Origin of the sequence: Acinetobacter sp. NIPH 1852, assembly GCF_022549455.1 — a bacterium.
Taxonomy (GTDB): domain Bacteria; phylum Pseudomonadota; class Gammaproteobacteria; order Pseudomonadales; family Moraxellaceae; genus Acinetobacter.
On the sequence record NZ_JAKZGG010000026.1, the window covers coordinates 1 to 17,302 of the forward strand.

The window sequence follows — 17,302 nt, forward strand, 5'->3', positions numbered from 1 at the left end:
TTGGGAGCTATAGTTGAAAAAGTTACAAATCAGAGCTTTCGTGAAGCCGTTGAACTTAAATATAATTTGAGAAAGCGAAATATTAAATTTATAGATAATGATTTCTTGGCTGATGAAGTTCAATATGATTATAGATTTGAAGGCTTTTATGCTGCTTTTTATAGAGATAAATTTGATTTTAAAGAATCATTGTCAGCTGTTGGTGGGTTAGCTGGTTCAGCAAAAGAGATGACACTTTTAGCATCAGAGATGCTGCTGGAAAAGCCATTCAATATTTTGGATCGTAATGCTAGTCCATGTGCGATGAATTTAATTGGAGGATGCTATGGTTATGCTCTACTTCCCTATGAGTCTCATAAACCAAAAGGAAAGGATTTTATTGTCTATATGAAAGATGGTTATTTCCCTGGGGTAGAAACAGATATTTTTATTGATCAGGATTCACGTATTTTAACGCTTTTTAGGGGAGCAACAGTAGATAAACGTGAAAAATTGGATGATTTAAGAAAACGGATTTATGACACTCTGGCAGAAAATTAATAATTTTTTAATCGGTAGGTGAAAAGGATTAGTTCTAATTGATGAATTTGGTCAGGCAATGACAAATTTATGTAGACTCAAATCTTTCTTTTGTTTTATATGGTTGATTTAATTTACTATTATACGTTGGTATGGCTTTTGCTTCATCAAAGAAGAAAAGAAGGGAAGCTTATATGAAAAGTCATGGTTTTACGTTAATTGAGTTGATGATCGTAATTGCGATTATTGGCATACTAGCTGCTGTTGCTTTACCTATGTATCAAAATTATGTTGCGAAGTCTCAAATTAGTTCTGCAATCGCAGAACTAAATGGAGCAAGAACACAATATGAACTAGTAATGAATGATGGGGCGACCAATAGCACATTTACTGTAGATAATATGGGTTTTAGTGCACCAGATTCTCAATTTTGTCATTATGTTGTACATGCACCAGATGGTGGAGGGATTTCACAACCTGCCTTGGAGTGTCAAATGCATAATGTTGCAGCAATATTACTCGGGAAATCAATATTTTTAGACCGCCAAGCAGATGGTTCTTGGAATTGTAGGACTTCGGCTGGAATTGCGAATGGGCTAAAGCCTGTTGATTGTATTTAATCTTATTCAATTTAATTAATTATCTTAGGAGTATAATGTCTAACCGTCTTAAATTCTTTCTCAGTCATTTATTTATTTCAGCAATGATTGCTTTAATCGTTGTAGGGCTTGTTTTCTTTGTTTGGTATCCAGCGCCACTCGCCGAGGCGGTTGGGGTAACCGATATTTTTCTTATGCTACTTGTGATCGATGTCATCGTAGGACCAGTTTTAGGATGGTTAGTTTATAAAGAAGGCAAGAAAACCTTAAAAATGGATTTAAGCATTATCATTCTACTTCAACTCTCGGCTTTACTCTATGGAATCTATAGTATCGGTCAAGGTAGACCAGTGTGGTTGGCTTACACAGTCGATCGTTTTGAGGTTGTGCGTAAAAATGAACTGATTGAAGATAATATTGCGAAGGCATTGCCACAATACCAGCAACCTTCTTGGTTTAAGCCTCAGTTTGTTGGCGTTGTTTTTGCAAAAGATACTAATGTTCGTAACGATGAAATGTTCCAAGAGTTATTTGCTGGTATTTCAATTTCTCAAAAACCTGAACGATATGTACCGTTGATCGACGTAAAAAATCAGATTCAACAACGTGCCCAAGATCTGAAACTACTTAAACAATTTAATGACCCACAATCTGTACAGAAAATTTTAGCCAAATACCCACAAGCCAATGCTTTCATCCCACTCAAAGCAACAGCGATAGATATGACAGTTCTTATCAATAAAGAAACAGGTGACGTAGTTAAAATCGTTGATTTACGTCCATGGAAATAATTGAAAAGGGCGTTCCTATTGAGTTCATTGATCAAACGTTGTGGGTAGGCCTGATCATTCTCCTTGATTAAAAAATGTAGTTTTTCCTACCAAATTGAGATCAATAAAATGGCTTCGTTATATACTACCGCGAAGCCTTATCTTTATTTAACCTTATGCAAGCTCTCTGTTTTCTTCTCGCCAGTGCTCTACTTGGCTTTGCGTGGCTCTCGCCATTCCATACCTACCCATGGGTGACTTTTTCGAGCGATCTCGCTGGTTTTGCTGCGGGGATTGCGCTATTTACTTTGGCTCTGAATAAAAATATAAAAGTACCTAAAGCACAGTTATGGATGCTGCCTATTATTGTGATTCCAATATTGCAATGGGGCTTTGGCTTAATTGGGGATCTGAGTGTTGCGTTACTGAGTTCATTTTACCTATTTACCTTTTGGTTAATGATCTTGCTCGGTTTTAACCTGTCGCTACAGCAACCAAACCGACGTGAACAGTTGATGCAAGGGTTTAGTTATCTGGTGCTTGCAACGGCTCTGATCACCAGTCTGATGGCAATCGCACAGTGGTTGAAACTCGAATCCAACTTGAGTGCAGTGATTCAGCTTAAAGGAAACCGCCCATTTGCCAACTTTGGCCAACCAAACAATATGGCGACCTTTTTAATCGTGGGATTGTTTGGGGGGCTTTATCTCTATGAAAAACGAAAAGCAGCCTTATGGTTGCTGATTCCATCGAGTTTCTTAATTTTATTTGCGATTAGTTTAAGTCAGTCTAGAACGTCGTGGATGGTACTGATTTTTGTTTTTATTTATTGGATCTATAAACAACATAGAAATAGCCCGCGTCTGAATTTTCCTAAACTGATTTTCTGGTGTGCAACTTTTGTATTGATGTCAGGTTACCTTTTACCGCTGTTGACGCAATGGATCGCAGCGGAACAGCTTACCGAAGTGGCTAAGACTGCTTCTATTGTTGATCGGGCGAGCCGAGGACATGAGCGTTTAGGAATGTGGATGCAAATCCTTCATGCGATCGCAGAACAGCCATGGTGGGGCTATGGATGGAATCAAACCAGTGTGGCAGTGGTGGAGAGTCTTCAGTTCAATACGGTACAGGTTTGGTTTAATAGCTCGCATAATATTTTATTGGACTTACTGGTTTGGAATGGTATTCCACTGGGTCTTTTGATTATTGGCTATATCACCCTGTGGCTATTTTGGTTAAATCAACGCAATAAAGAGACTGTTTCAATTATTGCGATGTTGATGGTCGTTGCCATTTTGATTCATGCCATGCTTGAGTTTCCGCAGCGCTATGCATATTTCTTATTGCCATTGGGCTTCTTATTGGGTCTGATTCAGTCGCAAACACCGAATTTAAAAGGCATCGAAATACATAAGAATATTATCTGTTGTGTTTGGGTGTTGAGTCTTATTGTACTTCTGATGATTTGGCGCGACTATAAGCTCTATCAAGACAATAGCCGTTTGGCTTTTGCGAAAAAGCCACCGACTGCTCGTATTTTGGGTAGTTCAGAAATTCTATTATTAACTCAGTTTGAGTGGCGTCTCAATTGGATTGCACTCTCACCGAATACAGTGATGTCTGAGCATGAGTTAATGATGATCGGCAAAATGGTGAAGAATAAAGCAACACCGTTTAATCTGAAAAAGTATGCGCAGTTGCTGGCATATAATGGTAGAGAGGCAGAAGCACAGCAATATATTGAGATTTGGAATCGGCTTTATAAAAAGCAACTGACTTTAGAGCAGGTGATTGGTCAGTCCAAAAAGTAACAGCGATAAAAAATCCCTTTCAAATTCTTGAAAGGGATTTTTTTGTTTCTTAAATTTGACTTTGAATGTAGTTTTCGATGCCAACCTTTTCAACCAAATCAAGTTGAGTGTCGAGCCAGTCTAGATATTCTTCTTCTTTTTCTAAGATTTCTTGGACTAAATCGCGTGTTACATAATCCTGCTCAACCTCAGCAAGCTCAACTGCTTGCTGAATCGTCGCGATATTTTCTTTAACTTTGCGAATATCACAATTTAACACTTCTTCGGTGTGCTGGCCGATATACAATTTGCCGAGATGCTGTAAGTTGGGCAAACCTTCTAAAAATAAAACACGTTCAATGATTTTATCGGCATGTTTCATTTGGCGAATAGATTCTTTGTATTCTGCTGAACCGAGCTGTTCGATGCCCCAATCATTAAACATACGAGAATGTAAAAAATATTGGTTAATTGCAGTTAAATGATGATAAAGCACCTGATTCAGCTGATTGATCACTTCACGATTGCCTTTCATTGCGCTTGCTCCATAAAACACCAAGTTGATGCCGTAAACATCTGTGAAATACCAACAGACCCTTATTAAGGCAATTTATATGATTTTAATCAACAAACAGGGTTATGGCGAGTAATTTATAGAACGGCAAATGAAAATCACAATCATGAGGAGTTCGACGCTCAGAGGGGTGATGGTAGCGACCTAAGAAAATGGAAGTCTTGCAAGAACATTATTTTTATAAAAAAACCGCTTAGATGAAGAGGGGTTAAGGTTCGACAAGAAGCGGTGGAGTCGTAAACACGAATGGAATTTGTTTTAAGGTCTAAATAAGTCAGGCTGCAACCGAGATGCGTGCAGCGATTTCAGCGAGTTCTTCACTGATAATAGCACGTGCTTCAGGAACACAACGCCCACAGCAAGTTCCTAAGCCAAGTTGTTCGCGGATTTCACGATAGCTCTCTGTACCGTTGGCAACGGCATCTTTGATATCTTGATCGGTGATTCCACGACATAAACAGACATACATGGCAGACTATTCACAAATATAAATGCGATAATTGATATTATTGATAATTGTTATCGTTTGTCAATGAATTTCATTCGAATAGTGAATAGATTCTTATTGGGAATTTGAATAAAAAAACACCACCTTATCGGTGGTGTCTATGTTTTTTATTTATATTATTGAAAAATATGAATTAAAAACTATGGAATAATGACAATGCCATCCATTTCCACCAGTGCATTTTTAGGTAAGCTTGCAACGCCAAGTGCGGCACGTGCAGGGTAGGGCTGAGCGAAGTATTCACCCATAATCTGATTGACCAGCTGGAAGTGAGACAGGTCGGTGAGGAAAATGTTGAGTTTGGCGATGTCCGTTAAGCTACCACCAGCAGCAGTACATACTGCTTTTAGATTGTCAAAAACTCGACGAATCTGAGCCTCAATGCCATCCACGAGTTCCATACTGTATGGGTCTAAGCCAATTTGACCTGAAAGATAGAGCGTATTGCCAACAAGAATTGCTTGAGAATATGTTCCGATCGCAGCAGGGGCGTGTTCAGTATGAATAACTTGACGTGACATTAAGCTCTCCTATGTCATTATTTTCTATCTTAAGCAAAGCGACTTTAACACAAAAGCATAGCTGCGAAACGACTGAGTACTGCCGAGTCGTTTTCAGATGGTTTTAAACCACTTTAGCGACTTCTGGTTGGACGATCGGTATATTTAAGCGTTCAATGCGCGGGAAATTCAGATGCATACGCAAGTCACGAATAATTTGTGCAAGTTGTTTTCGATTGTTCACCACGATATTGACGTAGGTCTTTTGATCTTGTGAGTGAACCATTTCAACCCCTGTCTTTGCTTTACGACATTGGTAGATCAGATCAGAAATTTGTTCATCGTTCATGGCCATATGAATACATAAATAAGCACTAAAGCGAACATCATCTATTTCTTCTGATTGCCAATATAAAGGCATGATATTTTCAGGGTGTAAATGTTGTTCGTGCAATAAATTACGGCAGCGGGAACGGTGCACGATCAAACCGCGACGTGATAAATGTCCTTGAATCGGATCCCCTAATACGGGATTACAACAATGCGCATATTTTACATCGACGCCTTCAGTACCGAGAATTAAGCGATCTGAGCTTTCATGAACATGTGAATATTGATCTTGAGCGAATAGGTGATTTGCTACCAATTGAGGTAGTAGGTCGCCAACAGCGATCTGTTCAAATAAGGTATCTTTACTGCTTAAATGTCGCCACTCTAAAACATTGATCCAATCATTTTGAGAAAGATCGTTGATTGAGCGATGGAATAATTTTAAGGCTCGATTCAGTGCTTGTTGACCGACTAAACGTTGCTCATCAATATCTTGATCTCTGAGCATATTTTGCAATGCACGACGTGCTTTTTGTGTGTTAATGAAGCTTAGCCAATCTGGATTCGGCGTGGCCAATACATCGGTAATGATCTCAACCACCTGACCGCTATACAGTGGAGTAGATAATGGATGAATTTCACCATCGATTTTGGCACCAACAGCATGGTTACCTAAAAATAAGCTTGCTGAATACGCGAAATCAACTACGGTTGCACCTTGTGGCAGTTCATGTAGCTGCCCATGAGGGGTATACACCCAGATTTTCTCTTGATGTAGATAGTCAAGTAAATCACTAAAGGTGGTTTTGGCACACTCACTGTCAATTAAGGTGTTCAGGTTTTGCATAGATGCTTGAATCGCCGATCGACAAGCCTGAGGTGCATTTTCCCCAAGTACCACACCAAAGCGTGCGGCTTTACGCATCAATTCAGTTTGAATGGTGAGAGATAGTGTGGTTTTTTCGCCTTTAAGCTTAATCATTAGCGACTGATTGCCGCCAGGTAAAGGGCGGCGAATATGGTCTCGATATTGTAAGACTTGAAAATTATCTTTCAGTGCAGTGACCAGACGGTCGCAATCCGCAATGCTTTGTAAAACGATTTCAAAGGCGTGGCTATGACTCAGTTCATTTAAATCAATTTCATTTTTTACAAAGTGACGTAGCAATTCGATATTATTATTTTTCTTTTTAATTCGACCTTTTATCTTATGGTTTTCTAATAAATCGGATAATTTTTGTTCCCAAATGGTTTGATATTCACAGCGTTTAGGTTTGGTTTCTAATAGTGCGGTTTGTATGTCATTGAACATGTCGAGATCAAGATTTTGATAACATAGATGTTCTAGGTTATCTGCCATCTCGTTCATGCCCACAAGGCGTGCCATAGGCACAAAGATATCAAACGTCTCTTGTGCAATCCGAGCACGTTTGTCTGGGCGCAGCGCGCCTAGCGTGGTCATATTATGATAGCGATCTGCAAGTTTAATAATAATGACACGAGGATCTTGTAAGGTGGCTTGCAGGATTTTTCGGAAAGATGCGGCTTTGTTATATTCTTTATCACTGGAGTGGCTGAGTTTGGTCACGCCATCGACAAGTTCGGCGACGACCAAGCCAAATTTTTCTCCAATCTCATCTTTGCTAAATTCAGTGTCTTCAATCACATCATGTAATAGTGCAGCCATAAGCGTATCTGCATCGAGACGCATATGTGCCAAGATACAACTCACCGCAATAGGGTGTAAGACATAGGGTTCGCCACTTTTACGGGTAATACCGCTATGTGCTAAATCGGCAAAATCACAGGCAGCAAGCACACGCAGGACGTCGCTATCTTTGAGATAGGCATCAATAATTACTTTTAACTGTTGCTTGGCTTGGCTGACCTCTTCGCCTGGCATAGAAAAACACCTTTTATAACATGAATTCAATAATGATAACGTCTATGAATATTTGCTTTAGCCTCTAATGAAAAGCATATTGCTAAACTTGTCAATTTATTCAGGAAAAAAACTCAAAAATTTTTCAACTGAAGGAAAGTGCTTTTATCAATATAGAACAGGATCTACTGATATTTCAACAAACAAAAAAGCCCAGTGTCTTCACAATGGGCTTCTATGCAAAGTAAATTCGACTTAGAAAGAAAAACCTTCTAAGTTTAATGAATTTGTAGACAATACCATATCAAGATTTGACGTTTGGTAGTCTTGATCGCGTTGTTTCAAAATGTCTTTAGTTACATGACCCATCGCAATTTCGCGTAAAGCAACGACGGTTGGTTTGTCATTATCCCATTCTACAGTGGGTTCCATTCCTTGACGTGCGAGTTGACGTGCACGTTTACTCGCCACCAGTACCAACTCAAAACGGTTATCTACGTGGTCTAAACAATCTTCAACGGTTACACGTGCCATAAGTAGTCTCGTTTGAACAATACATCTGAAATGACTAAGTAGTATAAAAGGCTTTTGAGCAAGACTCAAGCTATTCGCGATGGAGCGTAATTAAATTCTCGATCAATTGTTGATGACGATTACTTTGCTGCAATGTTACTAAACGGTTGGCGCTGATAATCGATTCTAGATCATGTACAGCTTTATTGAAGTCATCATTGATAATCACGTAGTCAAAACTAGCAAAATGACGCATATCTTCCACGGCACAACTGAGACGATGCTCAATCACTTCAACTGAATCTGTGCCACGGTTGGACAGGCGTTGTCTTAAATCGTACTGTGTTGGAGGCAGAATAAAGATTTGTTTTGATTCTGGAAAAAGTCGACGAACTTGCTCTGCGCCTTGCCAGTCAATTTCTAATAATACATCGTGACCTTGTTGTAGTTGTGCTTTGACGGTGGCTTGGGAAGTCCCATAATAATTGCCAAAGACTTCTGCGTATTCAATAAATCCATCCTGTTCAACTTGGGCTAAAAAATCTTCTTTAGTGGTAAAATGATAGTGAACACCATCTAATTCGCCAGGACGTTGGTCGCGAGTTGTGTGCGAGACTGAAACATGAAGGTTGCTGACTCGATCGAGTAGGGCTTTCACTAAAGATGTTTTGCCTGTTCCTGAGGCCGCAGAAACGACAAACAATAGACCCGACATGATACTTTCCTGATATGATAAAATATCTTGGCTATTGTAGTGTAGCGTGCTGCTAAACGAAATAGTTTGGTATAAATATTCAGATGCTTAGAGTGAGGATGTTATGGAAATCGTGTTAGCCAATCCACGGGGTTTTTGTGCTGGTGTTGACCGTGCTATAGCAATTGTCAATCGCGCACTCGAATGTTTTAATCCCCCGATTTATGTACGCCACGAAGTAGTACACAATAAATTTGTGGTCGATGATTTACGTCAGCGCGGTGCAGTTTTTGTCGATGAACTTGATCAAGTGCCTGATGATTCGATCGTGATTTTTAGCGCGCATGGTGTTTCAAAGGCCGTACAGATAGAAGCTGAACAGCGTGGTTTAAAGGTATTTGATGCAACTTGCCCATTAGTGACTAAAGTCCATATAGAAGTCACTCGCTATGCGCGTGAAGGGGTGGAAGCGATCCTGATTGGGCATGAAGGTCATCCAGAAGTTGAAGGCACGATGGGACAATATGATATGTCCAAAGGTGGCGCGATCTATTTGGTTGAAGATGAGCAAGATGTTGAAGCATTGATGGTGAAACATCCTGAAAAAGTTGCTTTTGTTACGCAAACCACGCTATCAATCGACGATACAGCAAAGGTGATTGATGCTTTGCGGCTTAAGTTTCCACAGATTCAAGGGCCACGTAAGGATGATATTTGTTATGCCACTCAGAACCGTCAGGATGCAGTACGGGATTTAGCTGAGCAATGTGATGTGGTGCTAGTGGTTGGTTCTCCGAATTCTTCTAATTCTAATCGTTTACGTGAGTTGGCTGAACGTATGGGGAAATCTGCTTATTTGGTTGATAACGCGGATCAGCTTGAACAAGCGTGGTTTAAAGCGGACAGCAAAATTGGTGTGACGGCTGGTGCATCAGCGCCTGAAATTTTAATTAAGCAAGTGATTCAACGCTTACAAGATTGGGGTGCAACACCGCCTAAAGAGTTACAAGGTACAGAGGAAAATATTACCTTTAGCCTGCCAAAAGAGCTGCGCATACAGGTGATACAAGCCTAATTTTATTAGAAAAATGTGAACTAGGAACGGATGGATTACACTCCATCCGTTTTTTTTTGGTTCTTATCTGCTTTGTATTGGTTCTGTAAAAATAAAATTTAATATAGAGCTAATAAATTTAAAAAAAATTGGTACAAAGTGATGGGGAAAAGTCGGGGATTCACCTTAATCGAGTTGATGGTGACGATTGCTGTTTTGGCGATTGTCGCGATGATGGCTGTGCCTAGTTTTGGCAATATGGTGGCGAGACAAAAATTAAATGCAGCAACTCGTGAACTCACACTTGCGATTAATCAAGCAAAATCACAAGCAGCTTTGATGAAAACAACGGTAGCCGTATGTCTAAACCGAACCAATACGGATGATGACTTTAATAAAGATAAATGTGCGACAGCTCTGATTCCAAACTATGCAGCATTGGATCAACAAGAAGTTCAGAACACACGAGTTATTTCCGTACAGATCGACCCTCAAGTTGCGATTGAATCTACCAGTGCAGAGATGATTTTGTTCAATGATGTCGGAAGTGCAACTACCGCTGAAACATTTAGTTTCTGTAAGTCAGCTCAAAACAGAACAATAGAAGTAACAAGATTAGGCAATGTTCGACAAGTTGCAGGGGCGTGTTAATGAATATTAATAAACATCAACAAGGTGTGGGGCTGGTAGAAGTACTGGTTGCTTTGTTGTTATTAGCAGTTGGGGTTCTAGGGTATACCATTTTGCAACTTCGCGCGGTAGATGCATCTAGTGAGGCATTAGCTCGTTCTCAAGGAATGCTCATTTTACGTGGGTTGGCTGAAAATATGCGTGCAAACCCCGATGCACAAACGAATTATCCTGCGGCTGTGAGAGCTTATACCAATATTACGGCAACACCGACATCACCTAGTAACGCGTGTTTCAATCCCGCCTCTGCCTGTACTCCTACGCAAATGGCAACTTATGACGCTTTTATGGCTGCACGAACAGCATTTGAAATTGGTATGAATATTACGATGGATACCTGTCCAGGTGTGATAGCTGCACCTGTACAACGGCAATGTTTATTTGCTGCATGGGGAGATACAGAGCTTAGCGCAACCAATACAGCTGCGGATGTAAGTGAGTGTATGGGAGCAACAGGTGTGTATGTGAATCGCTCAAGTTGCTTAATGATGGAGGTGTATTAATGAAAACTCCACATTATGTTGATTCGAAGCCGATACAACAGCAGGGTTTTACGCTTATTGAATTGATGGTGGCGTTGGCGTTGGGTTTGCTTGTGACTGCCGCTGCGGTGCAGCTTTTTACGGGTGGATTTCTTGCTTCTCGTATGCAAGAAGCAAATGCTGAACTGCAAAATAGTGGTGTCTTTGGTTTAGATTATGTCGCACGTGATATTCGTTTGGCGAATTATATAAATACAGCTTTCCCAGAGTTGAATGACCAAACGCCATGGGGCGGAATTGTATTGACCGCTATAGATGCAACAACCTCTAATGCAAACTTACCTATGCCTGCCACAGCACCTTTTATTTCAAAGGGTCTATTGAGTCACAGTATTGGGACTGGCGATACACTTAGTACAACTTTAAATGAATGGCAAGGTTTGTCGAACGTTGATGTCGAAAGTGATCAATTAACTATTCAGTTTGTTGCACCGAATGCGATGGTGAATTGTGAAGGGGAAAATGTACAAGCAGGTGATTACGTCATTCAGCGATATTTTTTAAGACGTGCAAATGCGGCTTTAACGACGGGCACGGATTACGGATTGGCTTGTGATGCAAATAGACCAACGCCAGCAGGCACAGCAGCCGTTGCAAAACCGACATCCATTACAGGGTTCGGTGGGGCTGGTGAGTTAATTATGCCTCGAGTTGATCATTTCGTGGTGCAGGTTGGGACTAAGGACTCAACAGGTAATATGGCGTATTACACAATTAATCAATACCGTACGATGGCCGCTGCTGCTCATGCGGCAGCTATACCCACTGTCCCACCTCGAATTGTTTCAGTCAAATTAGCAGTATTGGTTCGTTCAACAGATAACACTCGGAATAACGCAATTGATTTGTCTAGACGAATTGATCTGTTAAACCAAAATGTCGCACTCACTGACACCAATACTCGTTTTGCTCGCCGTGTATACAGCACTGTCGTCACATTTAGAAATGGGTTGGGAGAAAAATGATGAGCTTAAAACAACCCTATCGCCAACAACGTGGTGCAACACTGATCGTTGTCTTAATCATTTTGCTTGTTGTGACGATCATTGGCGTCGTTGCAATACGTGTAGCTATGACCTCACTGAATATTGCAACCAACAGTCAAATAGGACAGTTGCTATTACAAACCAGTGATACACCGACTAACTATTTCTTAAATCGAACCAATTATAAGGATATTACCTCGGTTATGAATGTTGTGGGTAAGGTGATCGATGATCAAAAAGATCCTTTAAGTCATGGGCGGGAATATATTTTCTGTTATCGCCCCACTGAAGCGTTACAAGTCGGCAGTATCCTCGATGTAACGATTTTGGTTCCACCAGCGGCAACTGCTTCGGATAATACCAAGGCAACAGTAGATACGTCTGAAAGTAACCGTAGTGGCTTTTGTAATTTAGAGCAGGACTTTGGCAGTGCGCGTGAAGCTGTCGTGACACAAGTTGCGGTGAAATATATTAATGCAGCAAATGATACGACGCCGGGTGCAGATTTGGCGCGAAATACAGATTTGAGCAAAGACGCTAAAGTTCAGCAAGGTAAGGTCGATGGACGAGTTCGCATCACCTCAACCGCAATTTTGCCCAATTATTCGAGTACCAACTTAGCGGCAGTACAACAAGATTGTATTGGTAATGGTAGTGCTGTGGGTTTTATCAATGACAATGTCGATGATGGTTTACAAACTAAGCGAACAGTTGCGGATTGTTTGCGTGATTATGGCATTCCCGTAAATACACAGGTTCAAGAGATTGATCTGATGACACGCTACGTCGAAGACGAAGCACCAGAATAAATAAATGGGGAGAATGATGATGAAAAGACAAAAAAATAGGTTAGATTTCCAGCATTATGTTCACCGTTTTTCATATGGTGCGTCGTTTGTTTGGGCATTTACAGGGACAATGCTGGTTGCGACATCGGTTGCACAAGCCAGTGATATGCAGATTTATGCGAATCCTACCGCAGGTAAAAAAACTATTGTAATGATGTTGGATACATCGGGGTCGATGAATTATATCCGTAATGATTACGATGTATGTACAAACGATACAACTTTCAATGGTTCAAAAACAACTCCAACAACGGATAATACTGTTTATAGGGAAGATTCTACAACGACACCAAGTTATGAGCGTAGGTATTGTTATGTTAGAAAAAGTCAAGAACGTGATGTTCCTGCAAAAGTAAAGGATCCGAATACGGGTTGTGAAAAAGTCAATGATACAACATATAAATGTTATGATCGTATTACGCGATTAAAAGATGGTATGAATGCATTATTAGAGAGTAATAATGCCATATTAAAAAATGTGCGAGTTGGATTAGGGCATTATCCACTTGGCAATGTGCGAGGTAAAATTTTAGTTACAGCAGAACCATTAGGTGATGTAAATACTTTAAATACATCAGGTTCACAACGTTATAAATTAAGGCAAGCTGTTAACGATTTGATTGCAACAGGTCGTACACCAACAGCCCATGCTTATGCAGAAGCTGCCGCTTATCTTATGGGAACATCAACACGAAGTGCCTCAGAAATTCAAAAAGATTTATATAAAAAGGTGACCAATAGATCTGTAACGACCTATTATAAATGTGTGAATTGGCGTTCTACGGATTTTTCTAATGGTGTGCAATATTGTGCCAATAACAATACAAATAGAAATGGTACAAATGCGACTTACTGGCAGAATATGGGTAATGTTGAGCCTTCTGATTTTGCGGGAGATGGAGCTAGTGGAGATTTTACCTATACTTTGGAGATGCAATTAGGAACAAATGCTGATAGTGGTTTTGATGATTCAATTACTGCTTCAAAAGATGGTAACAATTATATTTCACCTTTACCTGCTGCTGCTGATCGTGTGAGCTGTGATGGTCAAGGGGTGTATGTCTTATCAGATGGTGAAGCGAATAACTCAAGTGTTGCTAGATCAAGAGCTATTATGTCTGCTGCATTGGAGACTACAACAACCAACTTTACCTGTCCAACAAGTGGTGGTTTAGATACGGGGGCGGCTGCATCTTGGCACTGTATGGGGGAATTTGCTAAAAAGTTATTTAATAAAAATACTAACCCCGTTAGTGTATCTATTCAAACTGCTTTTGTGGGTTTTGGTAATGATTTTAATGCATTAACAGCCACACATGTACAACAAGCATGTAAAATGAGTTCACGTACACAGGCTGACCGTTCTGGAAATGATGCATGTTCACCAGGGGCGGGAACACATGCTGTAAGTACACCGGGTTATGGTAATGGTGGTTTCTTTACTACTCAGAGTGCGCAAGGTGTCACAGATAGTGTTATTGCTTTCATTAATAACTTAGGGGTAGCACCGCTTGAGCCACTCACCACAGGTTCAATTTCCGTTCCTTCAGATGCACTAAGTCCATCGGGTCTACAACCTTATGGTTATTTGCGGGCTTTAGAGCCAAATCCGCAAAGCAATAATATGATTTGGGCCGGTAACTTAAAACGTTATAAGGTGGTTTTGAGCGGTGCGAATGCTGGTGCGTTTGCAGGAGCAAATGGCACGACACTGGTGTATGACTCAAAAGGTGCGTTTAATAAAACCACAAAAGATTTATGGAACAGTAGTGCTGTCTATGATGGGAAAAGCTATACGGATGGTGGCATTATCAATTTAGGCGGAGCACTTTCTCGTGTACCAATGCCAATTTTAGGTCAAGCAGAAAACTTGTCTGTAGAACCAAAACAGTACGCATATGCAGCAAGACCAAATGCATTAAGACGCTTATTCACTAACGTCACCGTGAACGGTGGTGCTGATTTAACCAGTAAAGATGATAGTGGTGATTTGTTGAGTATTCCCGTTGGGGATGCGGAAGGTGAGATTCCAACGACTGGAATTGCAGCATATGTACTGAAGCAGTTTACAGAGCAAAATACGCTAAAAGATTTTCCAATATTAGTTAAACAGAAAATTTTGAATTATCTAGGTTTTAGTGTGCCTTTGGATGAATCAGCTACCGATTTGCCTGCAACACTGACCACACCAAATGCACCCCATTTGGCAATGGGTGGAAGTGTGCACTCATTTCCTGTGCAATTGACATATTCAGGAACATTAGATGCCACTGGTCAACTCACAAGTACTCGTGAACAATCTATTTTATACGGTACGATGGATGGTGGTTTACATCTAGTAGATAGTACGACGGGGATGGAACAAATGGTGTTTGTTCCATCCGAGTTATTGAGAAGTAACATTGCGTCTAAAGCATTAGTTAAAGGTGCAAGCGATAACACTGCACCTGTGCACGGTGTGGATGGCGAATGGGTTGCAGATGCATTATACAAATCTCAGAAAGCAACAAATGCCACAGATGTAAGTAAAGTACAAGCACGCCAGATGAATGTATATGGTGGATTGCGTATGGGCGGAGAGAGTTATTATGGTCTGGATGTTTTAAACCCTAAAAAACCTAAACTGTTATTTAGGGTTGGCAGTGATCAAAGTAATTATAGTCGTATGGGACAATCATGGTCTAAACCTATCATTGCGAATATTCGTCATAACAATGTGATTAAGCGTGTGATGATCGTGGGTGGTGGTTACGATGCACGTTATGAGAGCCCAACCTTTACTTTGACTGGAAGTGATACTGCTAAAGGCAATGCAGTTTATATCATTGATGCAAAAACAGGTGAGCGCTTATGGTGGGCGAGTAATACTGGGGCAAATACTAATAATACAAATATGAAGCATAGTATCGTGAGTCGTGTCAGTGCGATTGACCGAAACGCGGATGGATTGATTGATCATCTTTATTTTGGGGATTTGGGGGGGCAGGTCTTCCGTGCAGATTTAAATAATGCGGTCGGAACAACAACAGCAAATTTTGGTAAACGTGTCGTACGTTTGGCAAATCTTGCAACCACAGAAAGTGGTGCTGCTTTAGATCAAGGAAAAAATCCACGTTTCTATAAAGCCCCTACGGTGACGATTCATGATCAAGGTGCTGAGACATTCATGTTGATTGGTCTTGCATCGGGTAATCGAAGTACCCCGTTAGATGTTTATCCATTACGAGGCCGTGATGGAATGACCCCCGTGAATGCTTTAAATGATCGCTTAGTGAATAATGTGTATGGTCTCATTGATCGTGATTTTATTAAGACAGACCTAATTAGTGGTACACCAACACTGAGTACAGAAAATAAAAATCTCTCGCATTTGCAGAAAAATCCACAATTGTTGACAGGTAATATTATCGGTGCATTTGTTGGTGCATCGGCTACCAAAGACGGTTGGTATCGTTCGCTGTCTAGTAACAGTAACGGTATCGAAAGAGCGGATAATAGTTTCCGTGTAGCGGGTGGTATGAAAGCATTTGAAGAGCCGATTGCATTAACAGGTAACTTGATTGTCCCTGTTTATGACCCACAAGGTACGGGTATTGCACAACAAGACCCATGTAAACCTCGTGTGATTGGTGAAACAGATAGTCAACGCTTTTGCTTACCTTATGGTGTTTGTCTTAAGTCAGATGGTACCGTGAATCTCGCACGAGAAGGTGGTACTGGCTTTCAAACGACAACGGAAGACTGCCCGCCTAATGTCACTGAGTGTAATAAAAATGTGATCGGCGGGGGAATTGTTGGCTTGGCACCAGTGCCAATTAAAGAACCAACATCAACAAATCCATGTCCAGATTTCTCTATTGCTGGGAATGAAAAAGGGAATGGAATTTGGAATTGTATTCCGACGATTAATCCAACTCGATGGTATGAAAGATGGAAAAAATAACGCAAGGAAATACAAAATTCTTTCAATCGACGGGAACGTTTCGTCGGTTGAAAGAGGGGGCTACTAAAGGGTTTACTCTAATTGAGTTGATGATCGTTGTTGTTATCGTTGCGATATTTGCTGCAATAGCAATTCCGAGTTATCAGGAATATGTGAGAAGAGCTAATGTCGCTATGGCGCAACAAGAAATGCAAAAGATTGCAGAACAATTAGAGCGCCATAAGGCAAAAAACTTTACTTATCGAAGCTTTGACCCGAATTTTATTTATAACGTCGTGGGGCCAATGAATTCAGTGACTTTGCCAAGAGGAGCAGTGAGTTCGGCGATTAAATATACAATTACAATCACAGATGCAGAAGCGCCAACAAGATTGTTAACGGATACTACCGCTCCCACGATTAGAGCTCGTAATTGGGTTATGATTGCGAGAACGAACGACGTTAGAAACTATGATTTGTTAATGACCAGTGCTGGAGTACGTTGTAAAAATAAAACAAAATTGAATGTTACAGATGAAGGGTGTGGTACGGAAGCAACAGGAAGGGAGGACTGGTAA

16 protein-coding genes and 1 pseudogene are annotated in these 17,302 nt (G+C 40.6%); 11 read left to right on the plus strand and 6 right to left on the minus strand.

Annotated features, from left to right (window positions below; all coding sequences use genetic code 11):
- From MMO38_RS15445 to MMO38_RS15460, 4 genes and pseudogenes are all read left to right on the plus strand, one after another.
- A pseudogene (locus MMO38_RS15445) lies at nt 1-540 on the plus strand (hypothetical protein); the annotation flags it as partial.
- Nucleotides 541-713: 173 nt separating this feature from the next.
- Nucleotides 714-1,139 carry a pilin gene (locus MMO38_RS15450; RefSeq protein WP_241324086.1) on the plus strand — a complete coding sequence of 142 codons (426 nt, stop codon included), beginning with the start codon at nt 714-716 and terminating at the stop codon, nt 1,137-1,139.
- 35 nt (nt 1,140-1,174) lie between these two features.
- On the plus strand, nt 1,175-1,909 hold the full coding sequence (gene tfpZ / locus MMO38_RS15455) for a TfpX/TfpZ family type IV pilin accessory protein (protein WP_241324087.1): 735 nt from the start codon (nt 1,175-1,177) through the stop codon (nt 1,907-1,909).
- Between the two features lie 155 nt (nt 1,910-2,064).
- Nucleotides 2,065-3,702, plus strand: a complete 1,638-nt coding sequence (locus MMO38_RS15460; RefSeq protein ID WP_241324088.1) for an O-antigen ligase family protein — start codon at nt 2,065-2,067, stop codon at nt 3,700-3,702.
- A 49-nt stretch (nt 3,703-3,751) separates the two neighbouring features.
- Here the strand turns inward: MMO38_RS15460 and bfr are convergent, their stop codons facing one another.
- From bfr to gmk, 6 genes are all read right to left on the minus strand, one after another.
- Nucleotides 3,752-4,216 carry a bacterioferritin gene (gene bfr / locus MMO38_RS15465; RefSeq protein WP_004673178.1) on the minus strand — a complete coding sequence of 155 codons (465 nt, stop codon included), beginning with the start codon at nt 4,214-4,216 and terminating at the stop codon, nt 3,752-3,754.
- A gap of 313 nt (nt 4,217-4,529) precedes the next feature.
- Nucleotides 4,530-4,724 (minus strand): bacterioferritin-associated ferredoxin, encoded by a 195-nt coding sequence (locus MMO38_RS15470; protein ID WP_004673176.1) that lies wholly within the window; start codon nt 4,722-4,724, stop codon nt 4,530-4,532.
- A gap of 179 nt (nt 4,725-4,903) precedes the next feature.
- Nucleotides 4,904-5,284 carry a RidA family protein gene (locus MMO38_RS15475; RefSeq protein WP_241324089.1) on the minus strand — a complete coding sequence of 127 codons (381 nt, stop codon included), beginning with the start codon at nt 5,282-5,284 and terminating at the stop codon, nt 4,904-4,906.
- 103 nt (nt 5,285-5,387) lie between these two features.
- Entirely contained in the window at nt 5,388-7,496 is a 2,109-nt protein-coding gene (locus MMO38_RS15480) for an HD domain-containing protein (RefSeq protein ID WP_241324090.1), read from the minus strand.
- Between the two features lie 234 nt (nt 7,497-7,730).
- The gene (gene rpoZ / locus MMO38_RS15485; RefSeq protein WP_004673169.1) at nt 7,731-8,009 is read right to left on the minus strand and encodes a DNA-directed RNA polymerase subunit omega; all 279 of its coding nucleotides are present in this window, start codon (nt 8,007-8,009) and stop codon (nt 7,731-7,733) included.
- A 70-nt stretch (nt 8,010-8,079) separates the two neighbouring features.
- Nucleotides 8,080-8,703, minus strand: coding sequence for a guanylate kinase (gmk, locus tag MMO38_RS15490; RefSeq protein WP_241324091.1), 624 nt, complete (start codon nt 8,701-8,703; stop codon nt 8,080-8,082).
- A gap of 103 nt (nt 8,704-8,806) precedes the next feature.
- On the opposite strand from gmk, the gene ispH reads away from it, so the two are divergent.
- The 7 genes from ispH to MMO38_RS15525 all read left to right on the plus strand — a co-directional run bounded on the left by ispH (nt 8,807) and on the right by MMO38_RS15525 (nt 17,302).
- Entirely contained in the window at nt 8,807-9,757 is a 951-nt protein-coding gene (gene ispH / locus MMO38_RS15495; RefSeq protein WP_241324092.1) for a 4-hydroxy-3-methylbut-2-enyl diphosphate reductase, read from the plus strand.
- 141 nt (nt 9,758-9,898) lie between these two features.
- On the plus strand, nt 9,899-10,387 hold the full coding sequence (locus MMO38_RS15500) for a GspH/FimT family pseudopilin (protein ID WP_241324093.1): 489 nt from the start codon (nt 9,899-9,901) through the stop codon (nt 10,385-10,387).
- Entirely contained in the window at nt 10,387-10,929 is a 543-nt protein-coding gene (gene pilV, locus MMO38_RS15505) for a type IV pilus modification protein PilV (protein ID WP_004673161.1), read from the plus strand. The genes MMO38_RS15500 and pilV overlap by 1 nt, the downstream gene beginning before the upstream one ends.
- Nucleotides 10,929-11,933, plus strand: coding sequence for a PilW family protein (locus tag MMO38_RS15510; RefSeq protein ID WP_241324094.1), 1,005 nt, complete (start codon nt 10,929-10,931; stop codon nt 11,931-11,933). The genes pilV and MMO38_RS15510 overlap by 1 nt, the downstream gene beginning before the upstream one ends.
- Nucleotides 11,933-12,763, plus strand: a complete 831-nt coding sequence (locus MMO38_RS15515; protein ID WP_241324095.1) for a PilX N-terminal domain-containing pilus assembly protein — start codon at nt 11,933-11,935, stop codon at nt 12,761-12,763. The genes MMO38_RS15510 and MMO38_RS15515 overlap by 1 nt, the downstream gene beginning before the upstream one ends.
- Nucleotides 12,764-12,782: 19 nt before the next feature.
- Nucleotides 12,783-16,745: a PilC/PilY family type IV pilus protein gene (locus tag MMO38_RS15520; protein WP_241324096.1), complete on the plus strand. Its 3,963-nt coding sequence runs from the start codon at nt 12,783-12,785 to the stop codon at nt 16,743-16,745.
- Nucleotides 16,733-17,302: a type IV pilin protein gene (locus MMO38_RS15525; RefSeq protein WP_277602885.1), complete on the plus strand. Its 570-nt coding sequence runs from the start codon at nt 16,733-16,735 to the stop codon at nt 17,300-17,302. Before MMO38_RS15520 ends, MMO38_RS15525 begins: the two co-directional genes overlap by 13 nt.

Excerpts from the sequence above, each read along its gene's own strand:
- bfr (WP_004673178.1), bottom strand. The coding sequence starts at position 4,216 with ATGAAAGGCAATCGTGAAGTGATCAATCAGCTGAATCAGGTGCTTTAT.
- MMO38_RS15450 (WP_241324086.1), top strand. The coding sequence starts at position 714 with ATGAAAAGTCATGGTTTTACGTTAATTGAGTTGATGATCGTAATTGCG.
- gmk (WP_241324091.1), bottom strand. The coding sequence starts at position 8,703 with ATGTCGGGTCTATTGTTTGTCGTTTCTGCGGCCTCAGGAACAGGCAAA.
- ispH (WP_241324092.1), top strand. The coding sequence starts at position 8,807 with ATGGAAATCGTGTTAGCCAATCCACGGGGTTTTTGTGCTGGTGTTGAC.
- MMO38_RS15470 (WP_004673176.1), bottom strand. The coding sequence starts at position 4,724 with ATGTATGTCTGTTTATGTCGTGGAATCACCGATCAAGATATCAAAGAT.
- MMO38_RS15500 (WP_241324093.1), top strand. The coding sequence starts at position 9,899 with ATGGGGAAAAGTCGGGGATTCACCTTAATCGAGTTGATGGTGACGATT.
- MMO38_RS15515 (WP_241324095.1), top strand. The coding sequence starts at position 11,933 with ATGAGCTTAAAACAACCCTATCGCCAACAACGTGGTGCAACACTGATC.
- MMO38_RS15525 (WP_277602885.1), top strand. The coding sequence starts at position 16,733 with ATGGAAAAAATAACGCAAGGAAATACAAAATTCTTTCAATCGACGGGA.
- tfpZ (WP_241324087.1), top strand. The coding sequence starts at position 1,175 with ATGTCTAACCGTCTTAAATTCTTTCTCAGTCATTTATTTATTTCAGCA.
- pilV (WP_004673161.1), top strand. The coding sequence starts at position 10,387 with ATGAATATTAATAAACATCAACAAGGTGTGGGGCTGGTAGAAGTACTG.
- MMO38_RS15510 (WP_241324094.1), top strand. The coding sequence starts at position 10,929 with ATGAAAACTCCACATTATGTTGATTCGAAGCCGATACAACAGCAGGGT.
- MMO38_RS15480 (WP_241324090.1), bottom strand. The coding sequence starts at position 7,496 with ATGCCAGGCGAAGAGGTCAGCCAAGCCAAGCAACAGTTAAAAGTAATT.
- MMO38_RS15520 (WP_241324096.1), top strand. The coding sequence starts at position 12,783 with ATGAAAAGACAAAAAAATAGGTTAGATTTCCAGCATTATGTTCACCGT.
- MMO38_RS15460 (WP_241324088.1), top strand. The coding sequence starts at position 2,065 with ATGCAAGCTCTCTGTTTTCTTCTCGCCAGTGCTCTACTTGGCTTTGCG.
- MMO38_RS15475 (WP_241324089.1), bottom strand. The coding sequence starts at position 5,284 with ATGTCACGTCAAGTTATTCATACTGAACACGCCCCTGCTGCGATCGGA.
- rpoZ (WP_004673169.1), bottom strand. The coding sequence starts at position 8,009 with ATGGCACGTGTAACCGTTGAAGATTGTTTAGACCACGTAGATAACCGT.